General features: G+C 69.6%; 19 protein-coding genes. 13 read left to right on the top strand and 6 right to left on the bottom strand.

Annotated features, from left to right (window positions below):
- Positions 1-107 precede the first annotated feature (107 nt).
- From OP498_RS00270 to OP498_RS00245, 6 genes are all read left to right on the top strand, one after another.
- Positions 108-1,418, top strand: a complete 1,311-nt coding sequence (locus OP498_RS00270; RefSeq protein ID WP_280551604.1) for a DEAD/DEAH box helicase — start codon at positions 108-110, stop codon at positions 1,416-1,418.
- Between the two features lie 89 nt (positions 1,419-1,507).
- Entirely contained in the window at positions 1,508-2,008 is a 501-nt protein-coding gene (locus OP498_RS00265) for a hypothetical protein (protein ID WP_280551602.1), read from the top strand.
- 7 nt (positions 2,009-2,015) lie between these two features.
- Positions 2,016-2,570: a hypothetical protein gene (locus OP498_RS00260; protein ID WP_280548259.1), complete on the top strand. Its 555-nt coding sequence runs from the start codon at positions 2,016-2,018 to the stop codon at positions 2,568-2,570.
- Positions 2,554-3,777, top strand: coding sequence for an MFS transporter (locus OP498_RS00255; RefSeq protein ID WP_280551600.1), 1,224 nt, complete (start codon positions 2,554-2,556; stop codon positions 3,775-3,777). The genes OP498_RS00260 and OP498_RS00255 overlap by 17 nt, the downstream gene beginning before the upstream one ends.
- A gap of 168 nt (positions 3,778-3,945) precedes the next feature.
- Entirely contained in the window at positions 3,946-4,998 is a 1,053-nt protein-coding gene (locus OP498_RS00250; protein ID WP_280548262.1) for an asparaginase, read from the top strand.
- Between the two features lie 181 nt (positions 4,999-5,179).
- Entirely contained in the window at positions 5,180-5,416 is a 237-nt protein-coding gene (locus OP498_RS00245; RefSeq protein WP_280548264.1) for a DUF2789 domain-containing protein, read from the top strand.
- A 76-nt stretch (positions 5,417-5,492) separates the two neighbouring features.
- Here OP498_RS00245 and OP498_RS00240 read toward each other — a convergent pair whose 3' ends face one another.
- A complete protein-coding gene (locus OP498_RS00240; protein WP_280551597.1) occupies positions 5,493-5,903 on the bottom strand; it encodes an SRPBCC family protein in 411 nt (136 codons plus the stop codon).
- An 89-nt stretch (positions 5,904-5,992) separates the two neighbouring features.
- A complete protein-coding gene (gene yegQ, locus OP498_RS00235) occupies positions 5,993-7,429 on the bottom strand; it encodes a tRNA 5-hydroxyuridine modification protein YegQ (RefSeq protein WP_280551594.1) in 1,437 nt (478 codons plus the stop codon).
- A 227-nt stretch (positions 7,430-7,656) separates the two neighbouring features.
- On the opposite strand from yegQ, the gene queC reads away from it, so the two are divergent.
- Genes queC through OP498_RS00215 form a run of 4 tightly spaced genes read left to right on the top strand, consistent with a single transcriptional unit; the run spans position 7,657 to position 10,176 of the window.
- Entirely contained in the window at positions 7,657-8,403 is a 747-nt protein-coding gene (gene queC / locus OP498_RS00230) for a 7-cyano-7-deazaguanine synthase QueC (protein ID WP_280551592.1), read from the top strand.
- A complete protein-coding gene (gene queE, locus OP498_RS00225) occupies positions 8,403-9,059 on the top strand; it encodes a 7-carboxy-7-deazaguanine synthase (RefSeq protein ID WP_280548271.1) in 657 nt (218 codons plus the stop codon). The genes queC and queE overlap by 1 nt, the downstream gene beginning before the upstream one ends.
- Positions 9,059-9,904 (top strand): 6-carboxytetrahydropterin synthase, encoded by an 846-nt coding sequence (locus OP498_RS00220; RefSeq protein ID WP_280551590.1) that lies wholly within the window; start codon positions 9,059-9,061, stop codon positions 9,902-9,904. The genes queE and OP498_RS00220 overlap by 1 nt, the downstream gene beginning before the upstream one ends.
- On the top strand, positions 9,901-10,176 hold the full coding sequence (locus OP498_RS00215) for a YkgJ family cysteine cluster protein (RefSeq protein WP_280551589.1): 276 nt from the start codon (positions 9,901-9,903) through the stop codon (positions 10,174-10,176). The genes OP498_RS00220 and OP498_RS00215 overlap by 4 nt, the downstream gene beginning before the upstream one ends.
- A 70-nt stretch (positions 10,177-10,246) precedes the next feature.
- Here the strand turns inward: OP498_RS00215 and OP498_RS00210 are convergent, their stop codons facing one another.
- The 3 genes from OP498_RS00210 to OP498_RS00200 are packed head-to-tail and all read right to left on the bottom strand — an operon-like array spanning position 10,247 to position 15,290.
- The gene (locus OP498_RS00210) at positions 10,247-14,161 is read right to left on the bottom strand and encodes an AAA family ATPase (protein WP_280551587.1); all 3,915 of its coding nucleotides are present in this window, start codon (positions 14,159-14,161) and stop codon (positions 10,247-10,249) included.
- A gap of 33 nt (positions 14,162-14,194) precedes the next feature.
- Positions 14,195-14,827: a tRNA-(ms[2]io[6]A)-hydroxylase gene (locus OP498_RS00205; protein WP_280551585.1), complete on the bottom strand. Its 633-nt coding sequence runs from the start codon at positions 14,825-14,827 to the stop codon at positions 14,195-14,197.
- Between the two features lie 7 nt (positions 14,828-14,834).
- Positions 14,835-15,290: a DUF1289 domain-containing protein gene (locus OP498_RS00200; protein ID WP_280551583.1), complete on the bottom strand. Its 456-nt coding sequence runs from the start codon at positions 15,288-15,290 to the stop codon at positions 14,835-14,837.
- Positions 15,291-15,581: 291 nt separating this feature from the next.
- Here OP498_RS00200 and acnB point away from each other — a divergent pair, with 291 nt between their 5' ends.
- From acnB to OP498_RS00185, 3 genes are all read left to right on the top strand, one after another.
- A complete protein-coding gene (gene acnB / locus OP498_RS00195; protein WP_280551581.1) occupies positions 15,582-18,185 on the top strand; it encodes a bifunctional aconitate hydratase 2/2-methylisocitrate dehydratase in 2,604 nt (867 codons plus the stop codon).
- Between the two features lie 184 nt (positions 18,186-18,369).
- Positions 18,370-18,891 carry a ribonuclease E activity regulator RraA gene (gene rraA / locus OP498_RS00190; RefSeq protein WP_280548351.1) on the top strand — a complete coding sequence of 174 codons (522 nt, stop codon included), beginning with the start codon at positions 18,370-18,372 and terminating at the stop codon, positions 18,889-18,891.
- A 76-nt stretch (positions 18,892-18,967) separates the two neighbouring features.
- A complete protein-coding gene (locus OP498_RS00185) occupies positions 18,968-20,863 on the top strand; it encodes a glycerophosphodiester phosphodiesterase family protein (protein WP_280551579.1) in 1,896 nt (631 codons plus the stop codon).
- On the opposite strand, the gene OP498_RS00180 is transcribed toward OP498_RS00185, so the two are convergent.
- Positions 20,860-22,686: a gamma-glutamyltransferase family protein gene (locus OP498_RS00180; protein WP_280551578.1), complete on the bottom strand. Its 1,827-nt coding sequence runs from the start codon at positions 22,684-22,686 to the stop codon at positions 20,860-20,862. The two genes, OP498_RS00185 and OP498_RS00180, sit on opposite strands and share 4 nt — an antisense overlap.
- Between the last annotated feature and the right edge of the window lie 56 nt (positions 22,687-22,742).

The raw sequence follows: 22,742 nt of genomic DNA, 5'->3' as shown, positions 1-22,742 counted from the left end.
ATCGCTGGTCCCTCCTGCCGCGCCAGATTCCTTTTACACGCCTTGGCCCGGGACTGACCACGTCGTATCCCGACGCGGCGCGACCAAGGCGTCTCTGCGGAGACCGCATGACCTTTTCCGACCTCGGCCTGCGTGCCGAACTGCTGCGTGCCGTCGAGGCACAGGGCTATACCACCCCGACCCCGATCCAGCTCAAGGCGATTCCCGCCGTCCTCGAGGGCGGTGACCTGCTGGCCAGCGCCCAGACCGGCACCGGCAAGACCGCTGGCTTCACCCTGCCGATGCTGCAGCGCCTGGCCGACGGCCCGCGCCCGACCAAGCGCCAGGTCCGTGCCCTGGTGCTGACCCCGACCCGCGAGCTCGCCGCCCAGGTCGGCGAGAGCGTGGCCGACTACGGCCGCCACCTGACCCTGAAGAGCCACGTGATCTTCGGCGGCGTCGGCCAGCAGCCCCAGGTGGACGCCATCCGCGCCGGCCTCGACGTGCTGGTCGCCACCCCCGGTCGCCTGCTGGACCTGCACCAGCAGAAGCACGTGGACCTGTCGAAGGTCGAGATCCTGGTGCTCGACGAAGCCGATCGCATGCTCGACATGGGCTTCATCCACGACATCAAGAAGATCCTGCGCGTGCTGCCCGAGAAGCGCCAGAACCTGCTGTTCTCGGCGACCTTCTCCAACGAGATCCAGGCGCTGGCCGGCAAGCTGCTCGACGATCCGGCAATGATCGAGGTCGCCCGCCGCAACACCACCGCCGAACTCGTCGACCAGGCGATCTACCGGGTCGACCGCGAGAAGAAGCGCGATCTGCTGGCCCACCTGATCACCGAGCATGACTGGCAACAGGTGCTGGTCTTCACCCGCACCAAGCACGGCGCCAACCGCCTGGCCGAACAGCTGTCCAAGCAGGACATCCCGGCCATGGCGATCCACGGCAACAAGAGCCAGTCGGCCCGCACCAAGGCGCTGGCCGCCTTCAAGACCGGTGACCTGCAGGTCCTGGTGGCGACCGACATCGCGGCCCGCGGCCTGGACATCGAGGAGCTGCCCCATGTGGTCAACTTCGAACTGCCCAACGTGGCCGAAGACTATGTCCACCGCATCGGCCGTACCGGCCGGGCCGGTAGCGAGGGCAAGGCGGTCTCCCTGGTCTGCGTCGACGAGCACGGCCTGCTCAAGGGCATCGAGCGGCTGATCAAGCGCGACCTGGAGAAGCGCATCGAGCCGGGCTTCGAACCAGACCCCAATGCCAAGCCCGAGCCCATCGAGAACGGCCGCGGCAAGCGCTCAGGCGGCGGCGGCCGCAACGGCGGCCAGGACCAGCGGCGTCAGGGTCAGGCCGCGGGCCAGCGCCGCGGTGGCGACGAGGCCCGTGCCCCGCGCCGTCGGCGCGGCGGCCGCTCCGGCTCGCGCCAGGCCTGAGTCCCGTGGCTGGCGGGCTGCATCGGAATGTGCGAATGTAGCCCGCTGTTGCCCCTTGTCCCTTCCACCGTCCAAGACAAGACGCTTCCATGGATGAAAAGAATCTCGTCACCTGTTACCGGCGCTGGCTGACCTTCCAGCAGCAGGCCCGGCTGGACCGTGAACACCACGGCGCCCACCAGCGGCTCGAGGAGTCGAAAGTCTCGGCGACACGCATGACCGAGGCCTACCGCAGCATGGCCGCCAAGGCCGCCAGTGAAGGCGCCAGCTATCGCACCCTCTTCCTGCGTGAACACGGCGACACGGCGCTGGCCTGCGAGGGCTGGCTGTTCGTGCGCCGGGTGCTGGCGGAGGGCGGCTCGACGCGCGTGCGCGCCACCCTGCTGACCACCTTCACCCTCGAGGAAGGCCGCATCGAGCCCGGCAGCCAGCCGGCCGAGAACGTCACCCTGGAAATCTTCGACCAGCTGAACATCGACCGCGGCATGAGCAGCGTGGTGCGGGTCGATCGCATCGACGGCGACCGCGACACCCGCTTCATCACCCTGCTCGACGCGGTGCGAGGCGACCTGCGCCGCCACATGCGATGAACCCGGCATGCTGAAGAGGCTGTTCGGTGCGTCCCCCGTGGAGGTCTGGGTCATCAAGCAGGTCGATGATGGCCTGCTGCACCTGTGCGGCCAGGGCACCCTCCAGAGCCGGGACAAGCGCAAGGCCGTGCTCGCGGCCCTGGCGCAGGGGCAGTTCCGCGGCGCCGTGCGCCTGGCCGGCGGCGGCCTGGTGCTCAACGCCCGCCTGTTCGCCGCCCTGGTGCCGCTGGACGACCTGACGCTGACCGACGACGGCCAGGCCCACTGGCAAGACCGCCTGTGGCGCCTCTCCCAGGTGCCCCAGCGCTGCTGGAGCTTCGAGGGCAGGCTGGTCGCCCAGCCGGGGGTCAACGTCGGCGGGTCGGGCCTGGTCAGCGCCGAGGATGTCTCCGGCATCCGCGGGCGCGTCGACCGCGACACTCCGCAGCCGCCCGGCGAGGTCACCTTCCGCGCGGTCAACGAGCTCGAGGACCACCCCCTGATCGCCGAGCCCCGGGACGAGCGTCGCCCCGCCCGGCCGGCGACCCGACGCGAGTGGCGTGATGATGACGAACGGCACTGAGGCAGCTCGGCCCGCCTCTCGCCAACTGGCACTCTTCATCGGCCTGATGGTGCTGGTGGGGCTCAACCTGCGCCCCGCCCTCTCCATCCTGGCCCCGGTGCTCACCCGCATCCAGCAGGATACCGGGCTCTCGGCGCTGGCCATCGGTGCCCTGACCACCCTGCCGGTGCTCTGCCTGGGGATCTTCGCCCCGCTGGCCCCTTGGCTTTCCAAGCACTTCGGTCCCGAGAACACCCTGGCCGCCGCCCTGCTGCTGCTGGCCGGCGGCCTGCTGCTGCGTGGCGTGCCGGCCGTCATCGCGCTGTTCGCCGGCACCCTGATGGTCGGCGCCGCCATCGGTGTGGCCGGCACCCTGCTGCCGGCCCTGGTCAAGCGCGAGCTGCCTGCCGGGGCCGACCTGATGACCGGCGTCTACACCATGGCCCTCTGCCTCGGCGGCGCCCTGGGCGCAGGCCTGAGCATTCCCCTGGCCGACGCCCTGGGGGGCTGGCCGGCCGGGCTCGCCAGCTGGTCCCTGCTGGCGCTGGTGGCCCTAGTGGCCTGGCAGGTGCTGATGCCGCGCCATGACGCCGCCACGGCCCTGCCCGGGGGTGGCGGCTCCACCCGGGAGCTGCTCAGCCAGCCGCTGGCCTGGCAGGTGATGCTGTTCATGGGCAGCCAGTCGTCGCTGGCCTACATCGTCTTCGGCTGGCTGCCCACCCTGCTGGTGGCCCGCGGCTACAGCGAGGCCGAGGCCGGCTGGATGATGGGTGCCTCGGTGATGGTGCAGCTGGTCTCGGCCCTCTCGGCGCCCTGGCTGGCACGCCTGGGTCAGGACCAGCGGCCTGCCCTGCTGATCGTGCTGGGCATGGTCGCCGCCGGCTTCTGGCTGCTGCTCCAGGCGCCGGCGATCTGGCGCTGGCCCGGCGTGGTGCTGCTGGGGCTCGGCCAGGGCGGCGGCTTCAGCCTCGCCCTCACCCTGATCGTGCTGCGAACGGCCAGCTCACGCCTGGCCGGCAAGCTCTCGGGGCTGGTCCAGGGGGGCGGCTACACCCTGGCCGCCATGGGGCCGCTGGCGATCGGCGTGATGCTGCAGTTCGAGGTCGGCCTGACGACCCTGACCCGGGTGCTGCTGGGCATCATCGCCGTCAGCATGGGCTTCGCCCTGCTCGCCGGCCGCAACCGCCGCCTGGAGGTCGACGACGCGGGGAGGCTGGTCACCCGCTAGCTGGCGTTCTAGCGCGGCGAACAACAGCGCTTGGCCATCGCTCGGGCCCGTGACCAGGCAGCACGCCGTCCTGGGTGGACGGTGGTCGAGGCCGCCACCTTGCCCCCCAGCGGCGGACCGGTATCATGGTGCCATCCCTTTTCCCATCCGCCGCCGACAGGAGCCCAGATGCCCGCCCCGGTTTGCGCAGAGCGTCCCGTGCTGGTGATCGACACCGGCGGCACCCTGGGCATGGTCGAGACCGCCCGCGGCCTGGCCCCGGGCCGCCACATCGCCGATCGCCTGCGGCGTGCCCTGGCCGACCTGCCGCCGGGCCGCCAGGCGAGCCTGCCGGCCTTCGAGGTGCTCGAGACCGACCGCCCCATCGACTCCAGCAGTGCCACGCCCGATGACTGGCAGCGGCTCGCCGCCCTGGTGGCGCGGCATTACCGCCGGCATGCCGGTATCGTCATCCTCCACGGCACCGATACCCTGGCCTGGACGGCCTCGAGCCTGGCCTTCCAGCTGCTGGGGCTGGATCGACCGGTGATCCTCACCGGGGCCATGCGTCCTCTGGAGGCCGAGGGCAGTGATGCCGCGGCCAACGTCGAGGACGCCCTGCGCTTCGCGGTCATCCCGCGCCTGCAGGAGGTGGCGATCTGCTTCGCCGGGCGCCTGCTGCGCGGCTGTCGCACCCGCAAGTGGCAGACCCGGGAGGCCGACGCCTTCACCAGCCCCAACCAGCCGCTGCTCGGCGAGCGCGTCGACGACGAGGTCGTGCTCTACCCGGGGCGCGGCCTGGCGGATCACCAGCGGGGCGCCCCGCGCTTCGAGCTCGCCGACTATTCGCCGCTGGCGGCGGGGGGTGTCGTGCGCCTCGCTCTCTGGCCGGGCATCCAGGCCTGGCAACTGGAGGCCTGGTTGCGGGACGACCGGGTCAACGGCGCCGTGCTGGAGGTGTGGGGCGGCGGCAACCTGCCCGACGACCCGTCGCTGGCCGGGGTGCTTACCCGCGCCAGCGGCGAGGGCAAGCTGCTGGTGGCCCTCAGCCAGTGTCCCCATGGCCCGGTGGCCTTCGGCGCCTACGCCGCGGGACAGGGGCTGGCCGAGGCGGGGGTGCTCTCGGCCGATGACATGACCCCGGAGGCCACCTTCACCAAGCTGGTCCACCTGCTGGCCCTGCCGCTCCCGGAGAACGAGCGGCGACGACGCTTTCTCACGCCGCTCGCCGGCGAGCGATGAGGCGTCGCCAATAACATCGAGGTGGCGAGGAGCGCCGGGGCCTGGCGCCGGATTAGCTCCGAGCTTGGCTGCTAAAGATATAGCCATGAAGACGTCGATGGCAGCGTTGACGGGCATCAAGCACGACACCCCGGAAGTCGCTAAGGTAGGAATACCGCGACAGGACAGCAGGAGTCACGCCATGGAACACCCCGACCACCCCTTCACCGAACTCTTCGAGCAGCTCGGCCTCGCCTCGGATCGCGCGGCCATCAAGCGCTTCATCGATCGCCATGCCCCCATTCCCGAGGATATCGCCCTGCCCGATGCGCCCTGCTGGAACGAGGGACAGGCGGAGTTCCTGCGCGAGGCCCTCGAGGAAGACGCCGACTGGGCTGAGGTGGTCGACCACCTCAATACCTCGCTGCGCAAGGGCTGAGTCGGCGGCCGCGGTCGTCAGGCAGGCGGAGAAGCCCCGCCCGGGGGAGCATCGGAGCAAGGGGGATCCTGCGGCTTCATAGCCGCGCCTCGACTCTTTCCAGGATCTGCCGGCTGACCTTGCCGACCAGAGGCTTGGCCGCCCGGTTGACGGCCTTCTCCAGCAGGCGATTGCGGATGGCGTAGGTCAGGGTCAGGGCCACCTCGGTGCCCCCCGCCACGGGCGTGAGGCGATAGCAGCCCCGGTTGTGCACCCCGTCCAGCGACTCCCAGGCCAGCACCTCCGGCGCCCGCGCCTCGGTGATCACCACGTCGAAGGTCCAGTCCATCCCCACCACGTGCACGTGCCAGCGGTAGCGATCCTTGCCCAGCGGCTCGATCGCCTGGATCAGGTCGGAGTAGTCAGTGAAGTCCTCAACCCGCTCGAGCAGGGCGAAGACCCGCTCCGGGGGTGCCTTGAGAATCGCGCTGTGTTCGATGGTCGCCATGACGCTCCCTGTGTGACTGCCAACGGCTCGATCGCCAATCGTGCCCTACCTTGTCGCCGACGGCCGATGATGTCCAGCCGCGCGTCGGCTCAGAGGTCGCGCATCAGCAGGGCGAACTCGATCCGCTCGGGCGAGATGGCCTCGCCCGGCACCGGGATGCGCACCACGTGGCCGGAGCCCGGGGCCGCGCCCACGGATTCACCGCGCCGGTTCTCGATGTGCTCGAGCACGAAGCGACGGTTGCCGCCGGGCAGCATCAGCTCCATGGAGTCGCCGACCTCGAAGCGGTTCTTGACGTCGATCTCCAGCGCGCCGCGATCCGGGTCGTAGGCGGTGACCTCGCCGACGAACTGCTGGTGCACGCCCACCGAGTTGCCCTGCTCGTAGTTCTGGTACTGGTCGTGGACGTGGCGGCGATAGAAGCCCTCGGTGTAGCCGCGGTTGGCGAGGTTATCGAGCTCGTCCATGAGCCGCATGTCGAAGGGGCGGCCGGCCACGGCATCGTCAATGGCCCGGCGGTAGACCTGGGCGGTGCGCGCCACGTAGTAGGGCGACTTGGTGCGCCCCTCGATCTTCAGCGAGGTGACGCCCATCTCGGTGAGGCGCGGCACGTGCTGCACGGCGCGCAGATCCTTGGAGTTCATGATGTAGGTGCCGTGCTCGTCTTCGAACACCGGCATCAGCTCACCCGGCCGGCTGCGGTCCTCGATCAGCGCCGAAAGCTCGTCCTGGCCCTCCACGCCGCCGGCGGTGGCGGTGCTCGCCGTCGCCTCGACCACCTGGGCACTGCCGCCGCCGGAGGCGATCAGCCCGCCCTGCTGCCCCCCGTCCCCCGGGGTCCAGACGCCGCTGCCGGCATGGGCGCGGGCCGAGTTGGCCGGCACCAGGTCGCCAGTCTCGTCGTGGGCGGCGGCCACGGTGTTGTACTTCCAGCGGCAGGCGTTGGTACAGGTGCCCTGATTGGGGTCGCGGTGGTTGAAGTAGCCGGAGAGCAGGCAGCGCCCGGAGTAGGCGATGCACAGCGCGCCGTGGACGAAGGTCTCGATCTCCAGATCCGGGCACTCGGCACGGATCTCGGCGATCTCCGCGAGCGACAGCTCACGCGACAGGATGATGCGGCTGATGCCCTGCTGCTGCCAGAAACGTGCCGCCGCCCAATTGACCACATTGGACTGCACCGAGAGATGGATCGGCTGATTCGGCCAGCGCTCGCGGATCATCATGATCAGACCTGGGTCGGACATGATCAGCGCATCCGGGCCGGCCTCGATCACCGACTCCATGTCGCGCAGGTAGGTCTTTAGCTTGCTGTTGTGTGGCGCAATGTTCGACGCCACATAGAACTGCTTGCCCCGCTCATGGGCATAGGCGATGCCCCTGTGCAGGTTGTCGATCTTGAAATCGTTGTTGCGCACGCGCAGCGAATAGCGCGGCTGGCCGGCATAGACCGCATCCGCGCCATAGGCGAAGGCGTAGCGCATGTTCTTGAACGTTCCCGCGGGGGAGAGCAGTTCGGGGGCTTGCATAGGAGGTCACCGTTGTCAGGACGATGGCGCGCGACGGCGCAGGGTGTGAAGGGCGCGCAGTATAACAGCGCCGAACGCCGAACGCCGAACGCCGAACGCCGAACGCCGAACGCCGGAGGCTGGAGTTCCCCGGGGCCGGCAGGTCACGTAGACTGTGGCCGTTTCCGGACCGGACCCCGGATCGCCGCGCAAGCGGCCCGACAAATTCTCCGACCAGAGTTTCCGATATGACCCACTCTTCCGAGCCTGCCACCGTGGTGATCTACTCCGGCGGCATGGACTCCTACACCGTGCTGCACCGCGCCCTGCGCGAGGGGCGCGAGGTCCACGCCCTCTCCTTCGACTACGGCCAGCGCCATCGCCGCGAGCTCGAGGTGGCCGGTCGCGTCTGCCGCGAACTCGGCGTGCCCCATCAGGTGGTCGACATCCGCGCCATCCATGGCCTGATCGACAACTCGGCACTCACCGACGCCCGCCGCGACATGCCCGAGGGCGACTACGCGGCAGATAACCTCGCGGCCACCGTGGTGCCGAACCGCAACATGATCCTGCTGTCGCTGGCCATCGCCAAGGCGGTGAACATCGGCGCCGGACGGGTCGACTACGGCGCCCACGGCGGCGACCACGTGCTCTACCCTGACTGCCGCCCGGCGTTCGTCGAGGCGATGAATGCGGTGGCCGGCATCGCCAACTTCGAGGCCGTCGAGATCCATACGCCCTACCTGCGCGCCAGCAAGGCGGAGATCCTCGCCGAGGGGCTGGCCATGGGGCTCGACTACGCCGACACCTGGACCTGCTACCAGGGCGGCGAGCTGGCCTGCGGGCGCTGCGGCAGCTGTTGCGAGCGCCTGGCGGCGTTTGCTGCCAACGACGCCAGGGATCCCGTCGGCTATTTACCGTGGCCCGATACCGCCGCCCCGCAGCAGCCCGCTCCCCCTGCCGTTTCACTTGACTCGCCCGCCGGAGAGCGCTGATGTACCACCTCAAGGAGGCCTTCTACACCCTGCAGGGCGAGGGCGGCCAGGCGGGTCGCGCCAGCGTCTTCTGCCGGTTCTCGGGCTGCAACCTCTGGTCCGGCCGCGAGCAGGATCGCGCCGCGGCGGCCTGTCGCTTCTGCGATACCGACTTCATCGGCACCGATGGTCGGAACGGCGGCCGCTTCTCGACGGCCGAGACGCTGGCCGAGCACCTGGCCGCGCTGTGGCCGGACCAGGAGGGGCAGGGTGTGAGGACCGCCACGCCCTATGTGGTCTTCACCGGCGGCGAGCCACTGCTGCAGCTCGACGAGCCGCTGATCCGCGAGATGCACGCCCGCGGCTTCGCGGTCGCGGTCGAGACCAACGGCACCCTGCCCGCCCCTGCCGGCATCGACTGGCTCTGCGTCAGCCCCAAGGGTGAGAATCCGCTGGCCATCACCGGGGGCGACGAGCTGAAGCTGGTCCATCCCCAGGCCGACGCCCCGCCCGAGCGCTTCACCCGGCTGGCTTTCACCCACTTCTTCCTGCAGCCCATGGACGTGGCCCCCACGGGCCTTCGGGGCGACGCCATGACGCAGAGCGTGGCCTATTGCCTGGCCAACCCGCAGTGGCGACTGTCGCTGCAGGCCCACAAGATCGCGGGGATCGACTGATGACGCTCTTCATCAACCGCCTTACCCACCTCGACGTCTCGCTCTGGTGCCCGCAGCGGGGCCTGGTCGGCGCCAGCTGGCAGGTCGATGTCGAACTCGACGGCGAGCTCGGCGAGGACGGCATGCTGTTCGACTTCGGCGAGGTGAAGCCGTGGATCAAGTCGCGGCTCGATGGCGGCCTCGACCACACCCTGCTGGTGCCCACCGGAGCACCGGGGGTGACGCTCCACGATTGCCGGGAAGGGCTCTGCGTGCGCAGCGAGCGGTCCTACCCGCTGGAGGTACGTGCCCCGCGCCAAGCCCTGACCCTGCTGCCCTGGCGCGAGATCACCCCGGAGCGACTCGCCGACCACCTGGCCGCGGAGCTGATGCGCCGCCCGCCGCCGCGGGTCACCGACATCCGCCTGCGCCTGCGCGAGGAGGCCATCGAGGGGGCCGCCTACAGCTACAGCCATGGCCTGAAGCAGCATGCCGGCAACTGCCAGCGCATCGCCCATGGCCATCGCTCGCGCCTGCAGGTGTGGCAGCAGGGGCGACGCATGCCGGCCCTCGAGCAGCACTGGGCCGCCTGGCTGGCCGACCGCTACCTGGTGGACGCGGCGGATGTCGTCGTCGACGACGAGCCCGGTTTCCGCGACCTGCTGACCTGCCGTTACCGCGCCGAGCAGGGCCACTTCTTCATCCGGCTCCCGCGCAGCCGCTGCGCGGTGCTGCCGACGCCGACCACGGTGGAACATATCGCCGCCTGGCTGGCCGGGGCCATCGCCCGGGAGAGCGGCCAGGCCACGCGGGTCCAGGCCTTCGAGGGCATCGACAAGGGCGCCATCGCCGAGGCTCGGCCATGACCGGCACGCCCGCGGACCCCGCCAGCGGGTGCCGTCCGGGTTGCGGCGCCTGCTGCATTGCACCCTCGATCAGCTCGCCGATTCCCGGCATGCCTGACGGCAAGCCGGCGGGCGTGCGCTGCGTGCAGCTCGATGATGCCAACCTCTGCCGGCTGTTCGGCGACCCGCGCCGGCCGGCGGTGTGCGCGCGCTTCAACTACGACCCCGAGCTGTGCGGCGAGCGACGTGACGAGGCGCTCAGGCGCATCGAGGCCCTGGAACTGGCCACCTGAGCCCCGCCCTCCCCACCACAACGGCGCCCCTTGAGGCGCCGTTGTTCGCTGCAGGCCGCGTATCGAAGATTCAGGAGGAGAGGTCAGCGGCATGGGGCAGGCGCCGGTCGAGCAGGCTGCGCCAGCGCATCAGGACCGGCGCATCGCTGTGGCTCACCTCGCTCAGCAGGGTGCGGAACTCCGCCCGGAGCGCCTCGTCCTGAGGATCGATCAGGGTCAACCAGAACTCGAGCGCCGCTAATTGCTGGTGGAGGTTGCCGTCCTCCCGGGCCTGCACCAGGGCCTGCTCGGCGAGACTCTTGACCTCCTCGCGGGAGTGTCCCAGGCGCTGCCGAACGCGCGCCAGGTGCACGGCCAGCTCCGGGACGAACAGGGTGGTGCGCTCGCGGGCGATCATCAGGCACTGGTCGAGGTAGTCCTCGGCCCGGGAAAGCTCCCCCAGGGCCAGGCAGGCATCCACGTACCACAGGGCCGGTCGCTGGTAGGGGTCCCGCCCGGTGACCTCGGCCAGCTCCTCCTGGGCCGACTCGATCTGGGCCAGGCCGTCGCGGTCGCCGGCCAGCGCCCGCTGCCAGCCCAGCACGCTGCGCGCGGCCACCTGCCAGAGGTGCAGGTCGGGGGTGCCGGTCAGCTCGAAGGCCCGCTCGGCCCGCATGGTGGCCAGGTGCACATGCCCCAGCTGGCGATAGAGGGCCGCGGCATACATCAGCGCCATGGCCAGGCTCCCGGGATGGCCGATCCGCTCGGCCAGCCGGATGGCCGATTCCACCTGCCGCTCGGCACGTTGGTAGTCACCACGCAGGCAGAGCGTCCAGCCCTGGAAGCAGGCGGCCGCGACCTGAGGATGGTCGGAGAACGGCAGCCACTCGATCATCATCGGGACATTGAGCGGGTCGATCTCCTCCAGATGGTCATAGGCCTGGGAGATGCGCCCGGCCCAATACTCGCAGCTGGCCCGAGCGAAGTCGGCCAGGCGCCGGTAGCGAGGATCCTCGAGGCGGCCGGCGAGGCCGGCCAGGCGCGAGGCCAGCGAGAAGGCATCGGCATGGGCATGGCGCTGGCTGCAGCCCACCCAGAGCCCCCACTGGACCAGGAAGGCCTGCTCCAGGTCCGCGCCGTCGTCCAGGCCGGCCTCCTCCTGAGCGAGCAGCTCCCGGGCCCGCACGAAGCTCTCGTGGGCGGTGGGTGAGCCATGCCCCTCCAGGGCGAAGGCGGCCTGGCCACGCACGGTGAGCAGGCTGATCTCGCGCTCGGCCTGACCCTCGACATGGCGCAGGCTGGCCAGGCCGAAGTCGGCCATCTTCAGCGCCGTGCGGTTGGCGCTGACCTTGAGGGCCTCGCGAGCGGCCAGCTCGAAGTAGCGGGCGCCGCGGGCATAGTGGCCGCTGCGCCGCAGGTGGGTGGCGAAATCGCCGGGATGGCGGCTGATCCAGATGGGGAAGTGCTCCTCGATCAGGCTGACCACCTGACGATGGATGCTCACCCGCACGTCCCGGGGACAGGAGAGATAGGCGGCTTCCTGCAGCAGCTGGTGGGTGAACTGGTATTCACGCTCACCCTCCTCGCCCTCGACCGGCTCGATGATCTCCAGCCGGCGCATCTGCTCCAGCGCCGTTGCCAGGCGGCTCATCTCCCAGCCGCTGCACTCGGCCAGGAAGTCGAGGCGGAAGCGGCGCCCGAGCACCGCCGCCACATGGGCCACCTCGCGGTCGGTGTCGAGCTGGTCGATGCGGCTGGCCAGCAGCCCCAGCAGGCCGCGTGGCAGCTCGTCGAGCTGCACGCTGCGCCCTTCGCGGCGATCCATGTCCACCCGGCGGCAGATCTCCTGGAGGTACAGCGGGACGCCATCGCAGCGCTCGATGATCTGGCCGCGCAGCCGCGGGCTCAAGTGGATCCGGTAGCGGCGCGCCAGCTGGGAGAGCAGCCGGGAGGACTGCATGGCATCCAGCCGCCCCAGGGAGATCTGCTGGTCCCAGTGCAACTTCGCCGGCAGCGCCTCGCGACCATGGTGGCTGGCCACCAGCAGGAAGGGGCTATTGATCGGCAGCCGCGCCTGAAGCCCTGCCAGCACCTTGAAGGAGGGCTCGTCGAGCCACTGCAGGTCATCGATCATCAGCACCAGGGTGCGCTCGTGGGACAGCTCGCGGATCAGGCGATGAACCAGCCCCACGACCAGCTCGACGGCCTCCCCGCTCTGGGCGAGCACCGCCATCTCGCGGGGCTCGCGCACGCCGAGCGCCTCCTCCAGCAACAGGCGATGGTCGGTATCGGGGGCCAGGGCCTCATCGCCGGCCAGCAGTCGCGATAGCGCCTCGGCATCGATGCGCCCCCCCAGGTGCCAGCGCAGCAGCTGGCGCGCCACCCCATAGGGCTCCTGGACGGAGAGTCGGGTGGTAGGCTGCCAGCAGATCGCCGCCTCGCGGCTCTGCTCGAGCTGGCGAAAGCCCACCAGCAGCGCCGACTTGCCGAGCCCCGAGGGCCCTCGCACCAGCACGCTCTGCCGCAGGCCGATGCCGGCCCGGGCCAGGGCATCGCGCAGCGTGCGCAGGGAGCCCTCGCGTCCCACCAGGCTGGGCGGAGGCGCCTCGCGCCCGCCCTCGTTGGTGCCGAGCACGAGCGCCCTCAGGCGCACCCGGCCGTCGCTGGCCACCAGCCGCGTAGAGAGCCGCGGCTGAAGGTCGAGGGCCGGCGGCATGTGCTGGCTGGCGTCCTGGGAGATGACCAGCTCGCTGCCCTCGGCGGCGCTCATCAGGTCGAGGGAGCCCTGGGTTACCTGGCCGAGCGGATCGACCAGATGGCGCTCGGGTAGGTAGACCACCCGGCCACTGTCCAGGCCGGCGGCCAGCTCGATGCGCGGTGGCTCGCCCTCGCCACTCCAGTGGCGCTGGGACTCCTCGGGCAGCACGCACCGACAGTGCTCGTAGAGCGCCACCAGTTCAGCCAACTGGTGCGCCGGGCCATGGGTGCCGAAGCAGGCCAGGCCCAGGCCGCCGGTCGCCCCGGGCAGCCAGAAGCCGCCGAGGTGGTGACACTGCTGCTCGAGCCAGCGCATCAGTTCGACCTGCAACGCCAGGCAGGCGCGGGCATCGGCGCGCGCCGACAGGTCGGCCTTGAGCCGCAGGCGAATGGCCATCACCGAGAGCTGGCGCTGCTCGATCTCGCCCTCGCGCAGGGGGGGGCTATCCATGGCCAGGGTGCGCGAGAAGGCACCGCTGGGGCCGAGGGCGCGCACCTCGGCCTGGACATCGGACCAGTAGCGGGCCAGCTGCAGGAAGGAGGGCTCGGGCTGCTGACCGGAGAGCGCCAGCAGCTGCAGGTAGGCGTTGTACTGCTCATGGGCGGCGGCCAGCTGGCCCTGTTCGGCCAGCTGGCGCACCAGGCGTTCATGAAAGGGCCCGTAGCCGGAAAAGCGGCTGACCAGTGACTCCAGCACGCTATCCGGCAGTGCCTCCTGACGCTCCAGGACACTCTCGGCGAAGCGGATCACCCGTTGGCGCCACTCGTTGCGCACCTGTACCAGCCAGCGCTGGTACTCGGCACAGCTGGAAAGGTGCAGCTCCTCGGCGAGATCGCCGCGGTAGCAGGCCAGCACCGCCTCGAGCGTGGCCACGTCGACGGGGCCCTCGAGCAGCGCCTGCAGCCGATGCATGTCGAAGCGCCAGCGCTCCGGCAGTCGGAAGGCAATGGTCTGGCGGGACACCGACAGCACTCGCTCGGCCTCGTCGCCCAGCGACTGACGCAGGCAGTGCAGGGCATGGCGCAGATTGGTGCGCCCCGACGACAGGCCCTGATCGGGCCACAGCAGTTCGGCCAGGGTGGCGCGGCTGACCGGCTGGTCGTGGAGCAGCAGATAGACCAGTAGTGCCTTGACCTTGTCGTAACTGAACTGGGTCAGGATATCGTCGCCCAGACTCAGGGAAAAGTGGCCGAAGAGTGCCAGGTGGTCCCGGTCATTGTCGTGTACGTCGTCGGCAGCATTCCGCATGGTGATCATTCCTGCGTGGCGGAAGTGATGGCCTCAGGCCGGCACGCCGCTGTGAAAACGAAAGGCCGTGTCCGGCATGGTGACCAGTTCGGCCTCGCGATCGGAGAAGAAGGCGATACGCGCATCGATGGGCGCCGGGGCCAGGCGGCGCGCCAACATCAGATAATCCTCGAAATGACGGCCTTCCGACTTAACCAGACTGCGATAGAACTTGGCAAGTTCATCATCCAGACGCGGAATCAGGCGGGCAAAGCGCTCGCAGCTGCGCGCCTCGATCAGTGCCCCGATGATCAGGATATCGATCAGCCGTTCAGGCTCCTCGCCGCGCACGTGGCGGCGCAGCCCCTCGGCATAGCGTGAGGCACTGATAGGACGATAGACAATGCCTCGCGCCTCCATCAGCTTGACGACCTGCTCGAAGTGCAGCAACTCCTCCCGAGCGAGCTGGCTCATCTTGGTCAGCAGCAGCGGCTGGTCCAGGTAGCGATAGAGCAGGCTCATGGCCGTGGAGGCCGCCTTCTTCTCGCACTGGGCATGGTCGATCAGCAACAGCTCGGGGTTGGCCAGGGCCCAGTCCACCCAGGCATCCGGGGTGGCACAGGGCAGGAAGGAAAGCAGCTCGGCGGGCAGCAGGTCCCGGCAGTCGGTCATCTCGAGGGTCGGCATCGGGGTATCAGGGTTCCAGTGTCGGCGGGTCAAGGGGGTCGGGGAGCAGCGCCTGTCGCCGTTCGGCGGCGGCCAGCAGCTCGGTGGTGATGCGTTCATGGAGCGTGGCGGCGTCCTCGTCGTCGCGACTGACCAGCCCGTAGCGCGCGAGCTCCCGGATGCGGCCGCGGCCCACCCGCAGCAACTCCACGGCGCGGGAGAGCGCCGGCTGATCCTCGCGAAAGCGGATACGGTGGCGCTGCAGCTGCGCCTCCAGGCTCGCGGGGTCGACGACCTCCAGGAAGCGCGCGGCGACCTCGGCCCGCAGCCGGTCCAGCTCGACCATGCACCGCTGTCGCTGCTCGCCGGACAGGGCCGGCCAGTCGCGGATCTCGCTGTCGACGCGCTGACAGCCACGGCACACCCGGTCGCCCAGGGTGGTCGAGCAGAGACCGACGCACGGCGAGGTGATGCGCTCCCCCATGTCCCCTCCCGTTGACGTTAAGGTGCGTTGACAGAACGTCATGGTAACGCGGGGAACGCCGGGCTGGCATCCCGAAGTTGCCGCCGACCAAAGTTCAAGGCCGCTACTGCGGGCCCAACTTAACATTGTCGACAGTTTCCTCTATGATCGCGGCACCGCTGACACCCTGGTAAACAGGAAGGGTCTGCCAGACGTTTCCCGCGCCGAAGCGTGCCTTTCGTCGACGCTCGACTTATCGATGCGCCACAAGGTCTGCCGGCTTCGGCCACCACCACCGATGAGGGCCCCAACGTGCTTGAAGCCTATCGCCAACATGTCGAGGAGCGTGCCGCCGATGGCGTGCCGCCGAAGCCGCTGAACGCCGAGCAGGTCGCCGCACTGGTCGAGCTGCTGAAGAACCCGCCAGCCGGCGAGGAAGAGGCCATCCTCGACCTGCTCACCCATCGCGTGCCGCCCGGCGTCGACGAAGCCGCCTACGTCAAGGCCGGTTTCCTGACCGCCATCGCCAAGGGCGAGGCCGAGTCGCCGCTGATCGACAAGATCCACGCGGTGAAGCTGCTGGGCACCATGCAGGGCGGCTACAACATCGTCTCCCTGGTCGAGCTGCTCGACGACGCACAGCTCGCCAAGGAAGTGGGCGAGCAGCTCAAGCACACCCTGCTGATGTTCGACGCCTTCCACGACGTGGAAGAGCGCGCCAAGGCCGGCAACGCCGTGGCCAAGGACGTCATCCAGTCCTGGGCCGACGCCGAGTGGTTCCTCTCCAGGCCCGCCCTGGAAGAGAAGATCACCCTCAGCGTCTTCAAGGTGCCCGGCGAGACCAATACCGACGACCTCTCCCCCGCCCCGGACGCCTGGTCACGCCCCGACATCCCGCTGCACGCCAATGCCATGCTCAAGAACGAGCGCGACGGCATCGAGCCCGAGGTGCCCGGCACTACCGGCCCGCTCAAGCAGATCGAGGACGTCAAGGCCAAGGGCTTCCCGGTCGCCTACGTGGGCGACGTGGTCGGCACCGGCTCCTCGCGCAAGTCCGCCACCAACTCCGTGCTGTGGTTCTTCGGTGACGACATCCCCAACGTGCCCAACAAGCGCGCCGGTGGCTTCTGCTTCGGCGGCAAGATCGCGCCGATCTTCTTCAACACCATGGAAGATTCCGGCGCCCTGCCGGTGGAGATGGATGTCGAGAAGCTCGAGATGGGCGACGTCATCGACGTCTACCCCTATACGGGCAAGGTGTGCAAGCACGGCACCGACGAGGTGCTCACCACCTTCGAGCTCAAGACCCAGCTGATCCTCGACGAAGTACGTGCCGGCGGCCGCATCCCGCTGATCATCGGCCGCGGCCTGACCACCAAGGCGCGCGAGTCCCTGGGCCTGCCCGCCTCCGACGTCTTCCGCCTGCCCGAGCAGCCCACCGACACCGGCAAGGGCTTCACCCTGGCCCAGAAGATGGTCGGCAAGGCCTGCGGCCTGGACGGCGTGCGCCCGGGCATGTATTGCGAGCCGAAGATGGCCACCGTGGGCTCCCAGGACACCACCGGCCCGATGACCCGCGACGAGCTCAAGGACCTCGCCTGCCTCGGCTTCCAGGCCGACCTGGTGATGCAGTCCTTCTGCCACACCGCCGCCTACCCCAAGCCGGTCGACGTGGACACCCACCACACCCTGCCCGACTTCATCATGAACCGCGGCGGCGTCTCGCTGCGCCCGGGCGACGGCATCATCCACAGCTGGCTCAACCGCATGCTGCTGCCCGACACCGTGGGCACCGGCGGCGACTCCCACACCCGCTTCCCGCTGGGCATCTCCTTCCCGGCGGGCTCCGGCCTGGTCGCCTTCGCCGCCGCCACCGGCGTGATGCCGCTGGACATGCCGGAATCGGTGCTGGTGCGCTTCAAGGGCGAGCGCCAGCCCGGCGTCACCCTGCGTGACCTGGTCCACGCCATCCCCTACTACGCCATCCAGCAGGGCCTGCTGACCGTCGAGAAGTCCGGCAAGAAGAACGCCTTCTCCGGCCGCGTGCTGGAGATCGAAGGCCTCGAGGATCTCACCGTCGAGCAGGCCTTCGAGCTCTCCGACGCCTCCGCCGAGCGCTCCGCCGCGGGCTGCACCATCACGCTGTCCGACGACAGCGTGAGCGAGTACCTGACGTCCAACATCACCCTGCTCAAGTGGATGATCGCCAACGGCTACGGCGACCGCCGTACCATCGAGCGCCGCATCCAGGGCATGGAGGAGTGGCTGGCCGACCCGAGCCTGATGCGCGCCGATAACGATGCCGAGTACGCCGAGGTCATCGAGATCGATCTCGAGGAGCTCAAGGAGCCGGTGCTGTGCGCCCCGAACGATCCGGACGACGCCCGCCTGCTGTCTGACGTGGCCGGCGAGAAGATCGACGAGGTGTTCATCGGCTCGTGCATGACCAACATCGGCCACTTCCGCGCCGCGGGCAAGCTGCTCGAGAAGCAGCCGGCAGGCAGCCTGAAGACCCGCCTGTGGCTGGCCCCGCCGACCAAGATGGACCAGCACCAGCTGACCGCGGAAGGCTACTACGGTATCTACGGCCGCGCCGGGGCACGCATGGAGATGCCCGGCTGCTCGCTGTGCATGGGCAACCAGGCCCGCGTCGCCGCCAAGAGTACCGTGGTCTCCACCTCGACCCGTAACTTCCCGAACCGCCTGGGCGACGGCGCCAACGTCTACCTCGCCTCCGCGGAGCTGGCGGCCGTGGCCGCCGTGGAAGGCCGCCTGCCCAGCGTCGACGAGTATCGCCGCTACATGGGCGAGTTCGACGCCATGGCCGGCGAGATCTACCGCTACATGAACTTCCATGAGATCGAGGAGTATCAGAACGCCGCGTCCAACGTGATTCCGGTCGCGCAGGAAGCCTGATCCCCCTATTTTCTGATAACCTTGGGTTCGACTCCGATGCTCGCAACATCGAAGGCCGCCGTCCGCGGCGGCCGGAGCCGATGAACGAAGCGCCCCATCCGGGGCGCTTTTTTTGATCCCGCCCTTTCGACCGGCCTGTCCCACCAAAAGGGGGCTTCCGTTCTGCCCGGGCCATGGCATCATGATGGGGATCTCCCACGTCACGAGGAGCCTCACCGTGAGCCATATCGTCACCCCGGACATCTGCGATGCCTACCCCGAGGTCCAGGTGCTCGACCCGATCTTCGTCAACGTCGGCGGCCATGAGGCCTTCGCCGGCCCGATCCGCACCGTCAAGTGCTTCGAGGACAATTCCCTGGTCAAGCAGGCGGTGGCCGAGCCCGGCGATGGCGCCGTGCTGGTCGTCGATGCCGGCGGCTCCACCCGCTGCGCCATGCTGGGCGACATGCTGGCCGAACAGGCCGCCGGCCACGGCTGGGCCGGCGTGGTGATGTACGGCTGCGTGCGTGACGTCGACGTGCTGGCCGAGTCGGAGCTCGGCATCCAGGCCCTGGGCGCCCATCCGCGCAAGAGCGAGAAGCGCGGCGAGGGACAGCGCGACATCCCGGTCAGCTTTGCCGGTGTCACCCTGACGCCCGGCCAGTGGCTCTATGCCGACAACAACGGCATCCTGGTCGCCGACGAGCAGCTGGACCTGGAGCGCTGAACCGCGACGAGGCCCGCGGTAACAGGCACTTGCCCGTGACGGGCAAGCGGTGTCATCCTGACGTCAGATTCCCGTCATGCGCGAGTCCATGCTGCCCCTGTCACGACTGAGCAGCGACGCGCTGCGTACCCTGCGCGAGCATCTGCGTCCGCTGATCGCCTATCAACTCTTCTTCACGCTGCTGGCCTCGAGCCTGCTGCTGCCGGCCGTGGGCTGGACCCTCTCGGGCCTGATCGCCCAGTTCGGCCGCCCGGTGATCACCAACAACGAGCTGATCGCCCTGCTGATGAGCCCCGAGGGACTGCTCTGGCTACTGGCCGCCGTGGGCCTGACCTTCCTGGTGCTCTACCTGCAGCAAGCCGGCATGATCCTGGTGGCGGTGCGTCCCCGGGACCACCATGTCCGACTGGCCTTCGAGGCCCTGTGGGCCACGCTGCGCCGGCTGCCGGCCCTCAGCGGCCTGGTGGTGCTGCAGGTGGGGGGCCAGCTGCTGCTGCTGGTCCCGCTGGCCCTGAGCCTCGCCTGGCTCCATGGGTTCTTCCTGGGGGGACTGGACCCCTACTTCGTGCAGAGCGTGCGCCCGCCCGCCTTCTGGGCCTTCCTCGGCAGCGGCCTGGTGCCGGTGCTGGCGTGGGTCCTGATCGCCGGCAGCCTCTATGTCCGCTGGCACCTGGCCCTGCCGGTGCTGACCCTGGAGGGGCTCTCGCCGCCGGCGGCCCTGGCGCGCAGCATGCAGCTGACCCGAGGCCGCGGGCGCCATATCGCCGCGGCGGTGGTCCTGCTGCTGCTGGGCATCGTCATGCTGCCGCTGCTGGCCACGGCGCTGTTCGACCGGTTCGTCACGCCGCTGCTGTGGTGGCTGCCCGAGCGCAATGCGGTGCTGATCCCGGCCATGCTCGCCTACCTCACCGCCTACCTGCTGATCGCCCTGGCCATCACCTTCGGCGGCATCGCCGCCAACGCCCTGCAGGCCACCTGCCTCTACCTGCGCCTGGCCCATCGCGAGCCGAAGCCCAAACCCCCGCCACCCGGCACCCATCCCGGGCGCCTGGCCTGGGCCGTCGAGCTCGCCGTCGTGCTGTTCGCCATTGGCCAGGCGTGGCTGATCGTCAACCGTTTCGAGATCCGCGACGAGGTCACCATCATCGCCCACCGCGGCAGCTCGCTAAAGGCGCCGGAGAACACCCTGGCCGCGGTGGAACAGGCGATCCGGGACCGGGCCGATGGCATCGAGATCGACGCGCGCCTCACCGCCGACGGCGAGGTGGTCCTCTACCATGACGAGAGTCTCAGGCGACTGGCCGGCGACGACCGCAGTGTCGGGGCCCTGCCGCGAGCGGACCTCGCCGAGGTGGATGTGGGCAGCTGGTTCGGTGACCCCTTCATCGGCGAGCGAATCCCGGGGCTGGACGAGGTCCTGGCGGCGGTGCGTGGACGCGCCACCCTGATGATCGAGCTCAAGCCCGATCCCGGCCGCGAACTCGAGCTTGCCGATGCGGTCATCGACACCCTGGCGAGGGAGAGGGAGCTGCGCCGCGCGTGCCGGCACCGCGCCGAGGATCGGGTGACCGCCCTGGCCTGTGGCGATCCCGACATTATGGGCGAGATGCGCGTGGCCGCCACGTCGCCCTGGCTGCTGCGCGAGGTCACGCTACGCGCGCCCCGCCTGCGCACCACCCTGCTGGCCCAGCTGGTGATGTCGGGCACCCTGGAGCGCCGGGGCTTCGATGCCCTGGCCCTTCGCCACAACCGCATCGACGAGGAGGAGGTCCGCCTCGCGGGACACTACGGCTACGAGCTGCATGCCTGGACCATCAACGATCGCACCCGGATGTCCCAGTTGATCGACCTGGGGGTGGACGGCATCATCACCGACCGGCCGGCCATGCTCGCCGCGCTGATCGCCGAGCGCCGCCGCCTGGGCGACGGCGCCCTGCTGCTGGTCAAGCTACGCAACTGGCTGATGAACTAGTCTCCCATCACCACCCCTTCACGGCGCGGGTCGGCGCCACCGAAGAAGCCCTCCTCGGTGCGCTGGATCGCCTGCAGGCCGCTGGTGAGCTCGCGCTCCTCCACCTCGTGCCCCCGCTCGCGCAGCGCCTCCCGGGTGGCCGGCGGGAAGCGTCCCGCCTCCAGGTAGACCGGCCCGCCCAAGGTGATGGCATGGGGCAGGTCCAGCGAGCGCTGGGCGTCAAGGCCCCAGTCGAGCATCGCCACCAGCGAACGGGCGGTGTAGTGGATGATGGCCGCGCCCCCCGGCGAACCGAGGCTCGCCACCAGCTCGCCACTGTCCCGGTCGAAGACCAGCGTCGGGCTCATGCTCGAGCGTGGGCGCTTGCCGGGCTCCACCCGGTTGGCGATGGGGGTCCCCTCCTCATCCGCGGGGGTAAAGGAGAAGTCGGTCAGCTCGTTGTTAAGCAGGAAGCCCCCTGGCATGCCGGTGCCCCCGTCGGAGAGGATGCGTGCGCCGAAGGCCTGCTCGATGGAACTGGTCATGGCCAGGGCGTTGCCGTGTGCGTCGACGATGCTCATGTGGCTGGTGCCGTATTCCGGCTGCGTCGGCTGCACCGCCCAAGCGGTGGCCAGGGCGCCGGGGTTGCCCGGGCTGGCACCGCCACTGCCCATGCTCTGCCCGTCCTCGATCAGGTCAGCACGCTCTTCCAGGTAGTCGGGGGCGAGCATCAGCGACCAGTCCCCGCCGGGCGCATCGACGAAGTCCGGGTCGGCGATGTAGCGTCCGCGGTCAGCGAAGGCCAGCCGCGAGGCCTCCAGGAAGCGGTGCAGCCAGTCGACGCCGGGCAGGTCGTCCTCCAGCCCCGCCTCCAGCGGAGGGAGCTGCTCCAGGGTGCCGAGGATCTGCATCACGGTCAGGTGGCCCGAGGAGGGAGGCGGAAAGCCACATACCCGGTACGCCTGCCAGTCGGTGCACAGCGGTTCGCGCTCCTTCGCGGAGTAGGTGGCCAAGTCCTCGAGGCTCAGGCTGCCAGTAATGCCGGGATGGTTCTGCACCCGCGACACGATGTCCGCCGCGATCGCCCCGGTGTGCAGCGCCGAGCTGTCATCCTCGGCGATCCGCTCGAGGATCACGGCCAGGGCCGGGTTCTTGAGCCTGTGCCCTTCCGGCAGCGGCTCCCCCGCCTCGGTGAAGTAGAAGGCCGATGCCAGGGCGTCGTCACGCAGGGCGTCGGTGTCGGCCAGGCTCCGATGCAGCCTGGGGCTGACGGGAAATCCCTCGTCGGCCAGGGTGATGGCCGGCTCGAAGAGCTCGGCCCAGGGCAGGCGACCATGCGCCTTGTGGGCCATCTCCAGCATGCGCAGGGTACCGGGCACGCCGACCGAGCGACCGCTGGCCACGGCCTTCATGAACGCCAGGGGCTCGCCGTCCCCGTCCAGGAAGAGTCCCTCCTCCACCGAGGACGGCGCGGTCTCGCGGCCGTCGTAGGCCTTGACCTCCTCGCCGTCGTGGTACATCAGGAAGGAACCGCCGCCGATACCGCTGGACTGGGGCTCGACCAGGGTGAGCACCATCTGCACCGCGATGGCGGCATCGATGGCCGAGCCCCCCGCCTTGAGGATCTGGTAGCCGGCATCGGTGGCCAGGGGGTTGGCCGCGGCCACGGCGAACGTCTGGGTGGCCCAGCCAGGCTTCTCCTCGCTCCCGGACCCGGTCTCCGGGGTGATGTCCGGGCGCTGGTACTGGAAGTCCACCTCGCCCAGGGCCGCCGGGGACAGCAGCAGCGGGGAGAGGAGCAGCAACAGGGACGCCGAGCGACGCCAGGCGGTGGGGATAGCCATGATCAGGACGCCTTGTCTCGATTCGGGGTCTTGACAGCATAGGTGAGTCCGGCCCG

Origin of the sequence: Halomonas sp. 25-S5 (genome assembly GCF_029889845.1) — a bacterium.
In the GTDB taxonomy this organism is placed as follows: Bacteria; Pseudomonadota; Gammaproteobacteria; order Pseudomonadales; family Halomonadaceae; genus Halomonas.
Note: the sequence above shows the minus strand (reverse complement) of the source record. Positions and strands in the feature narration are given on the sequence as shown.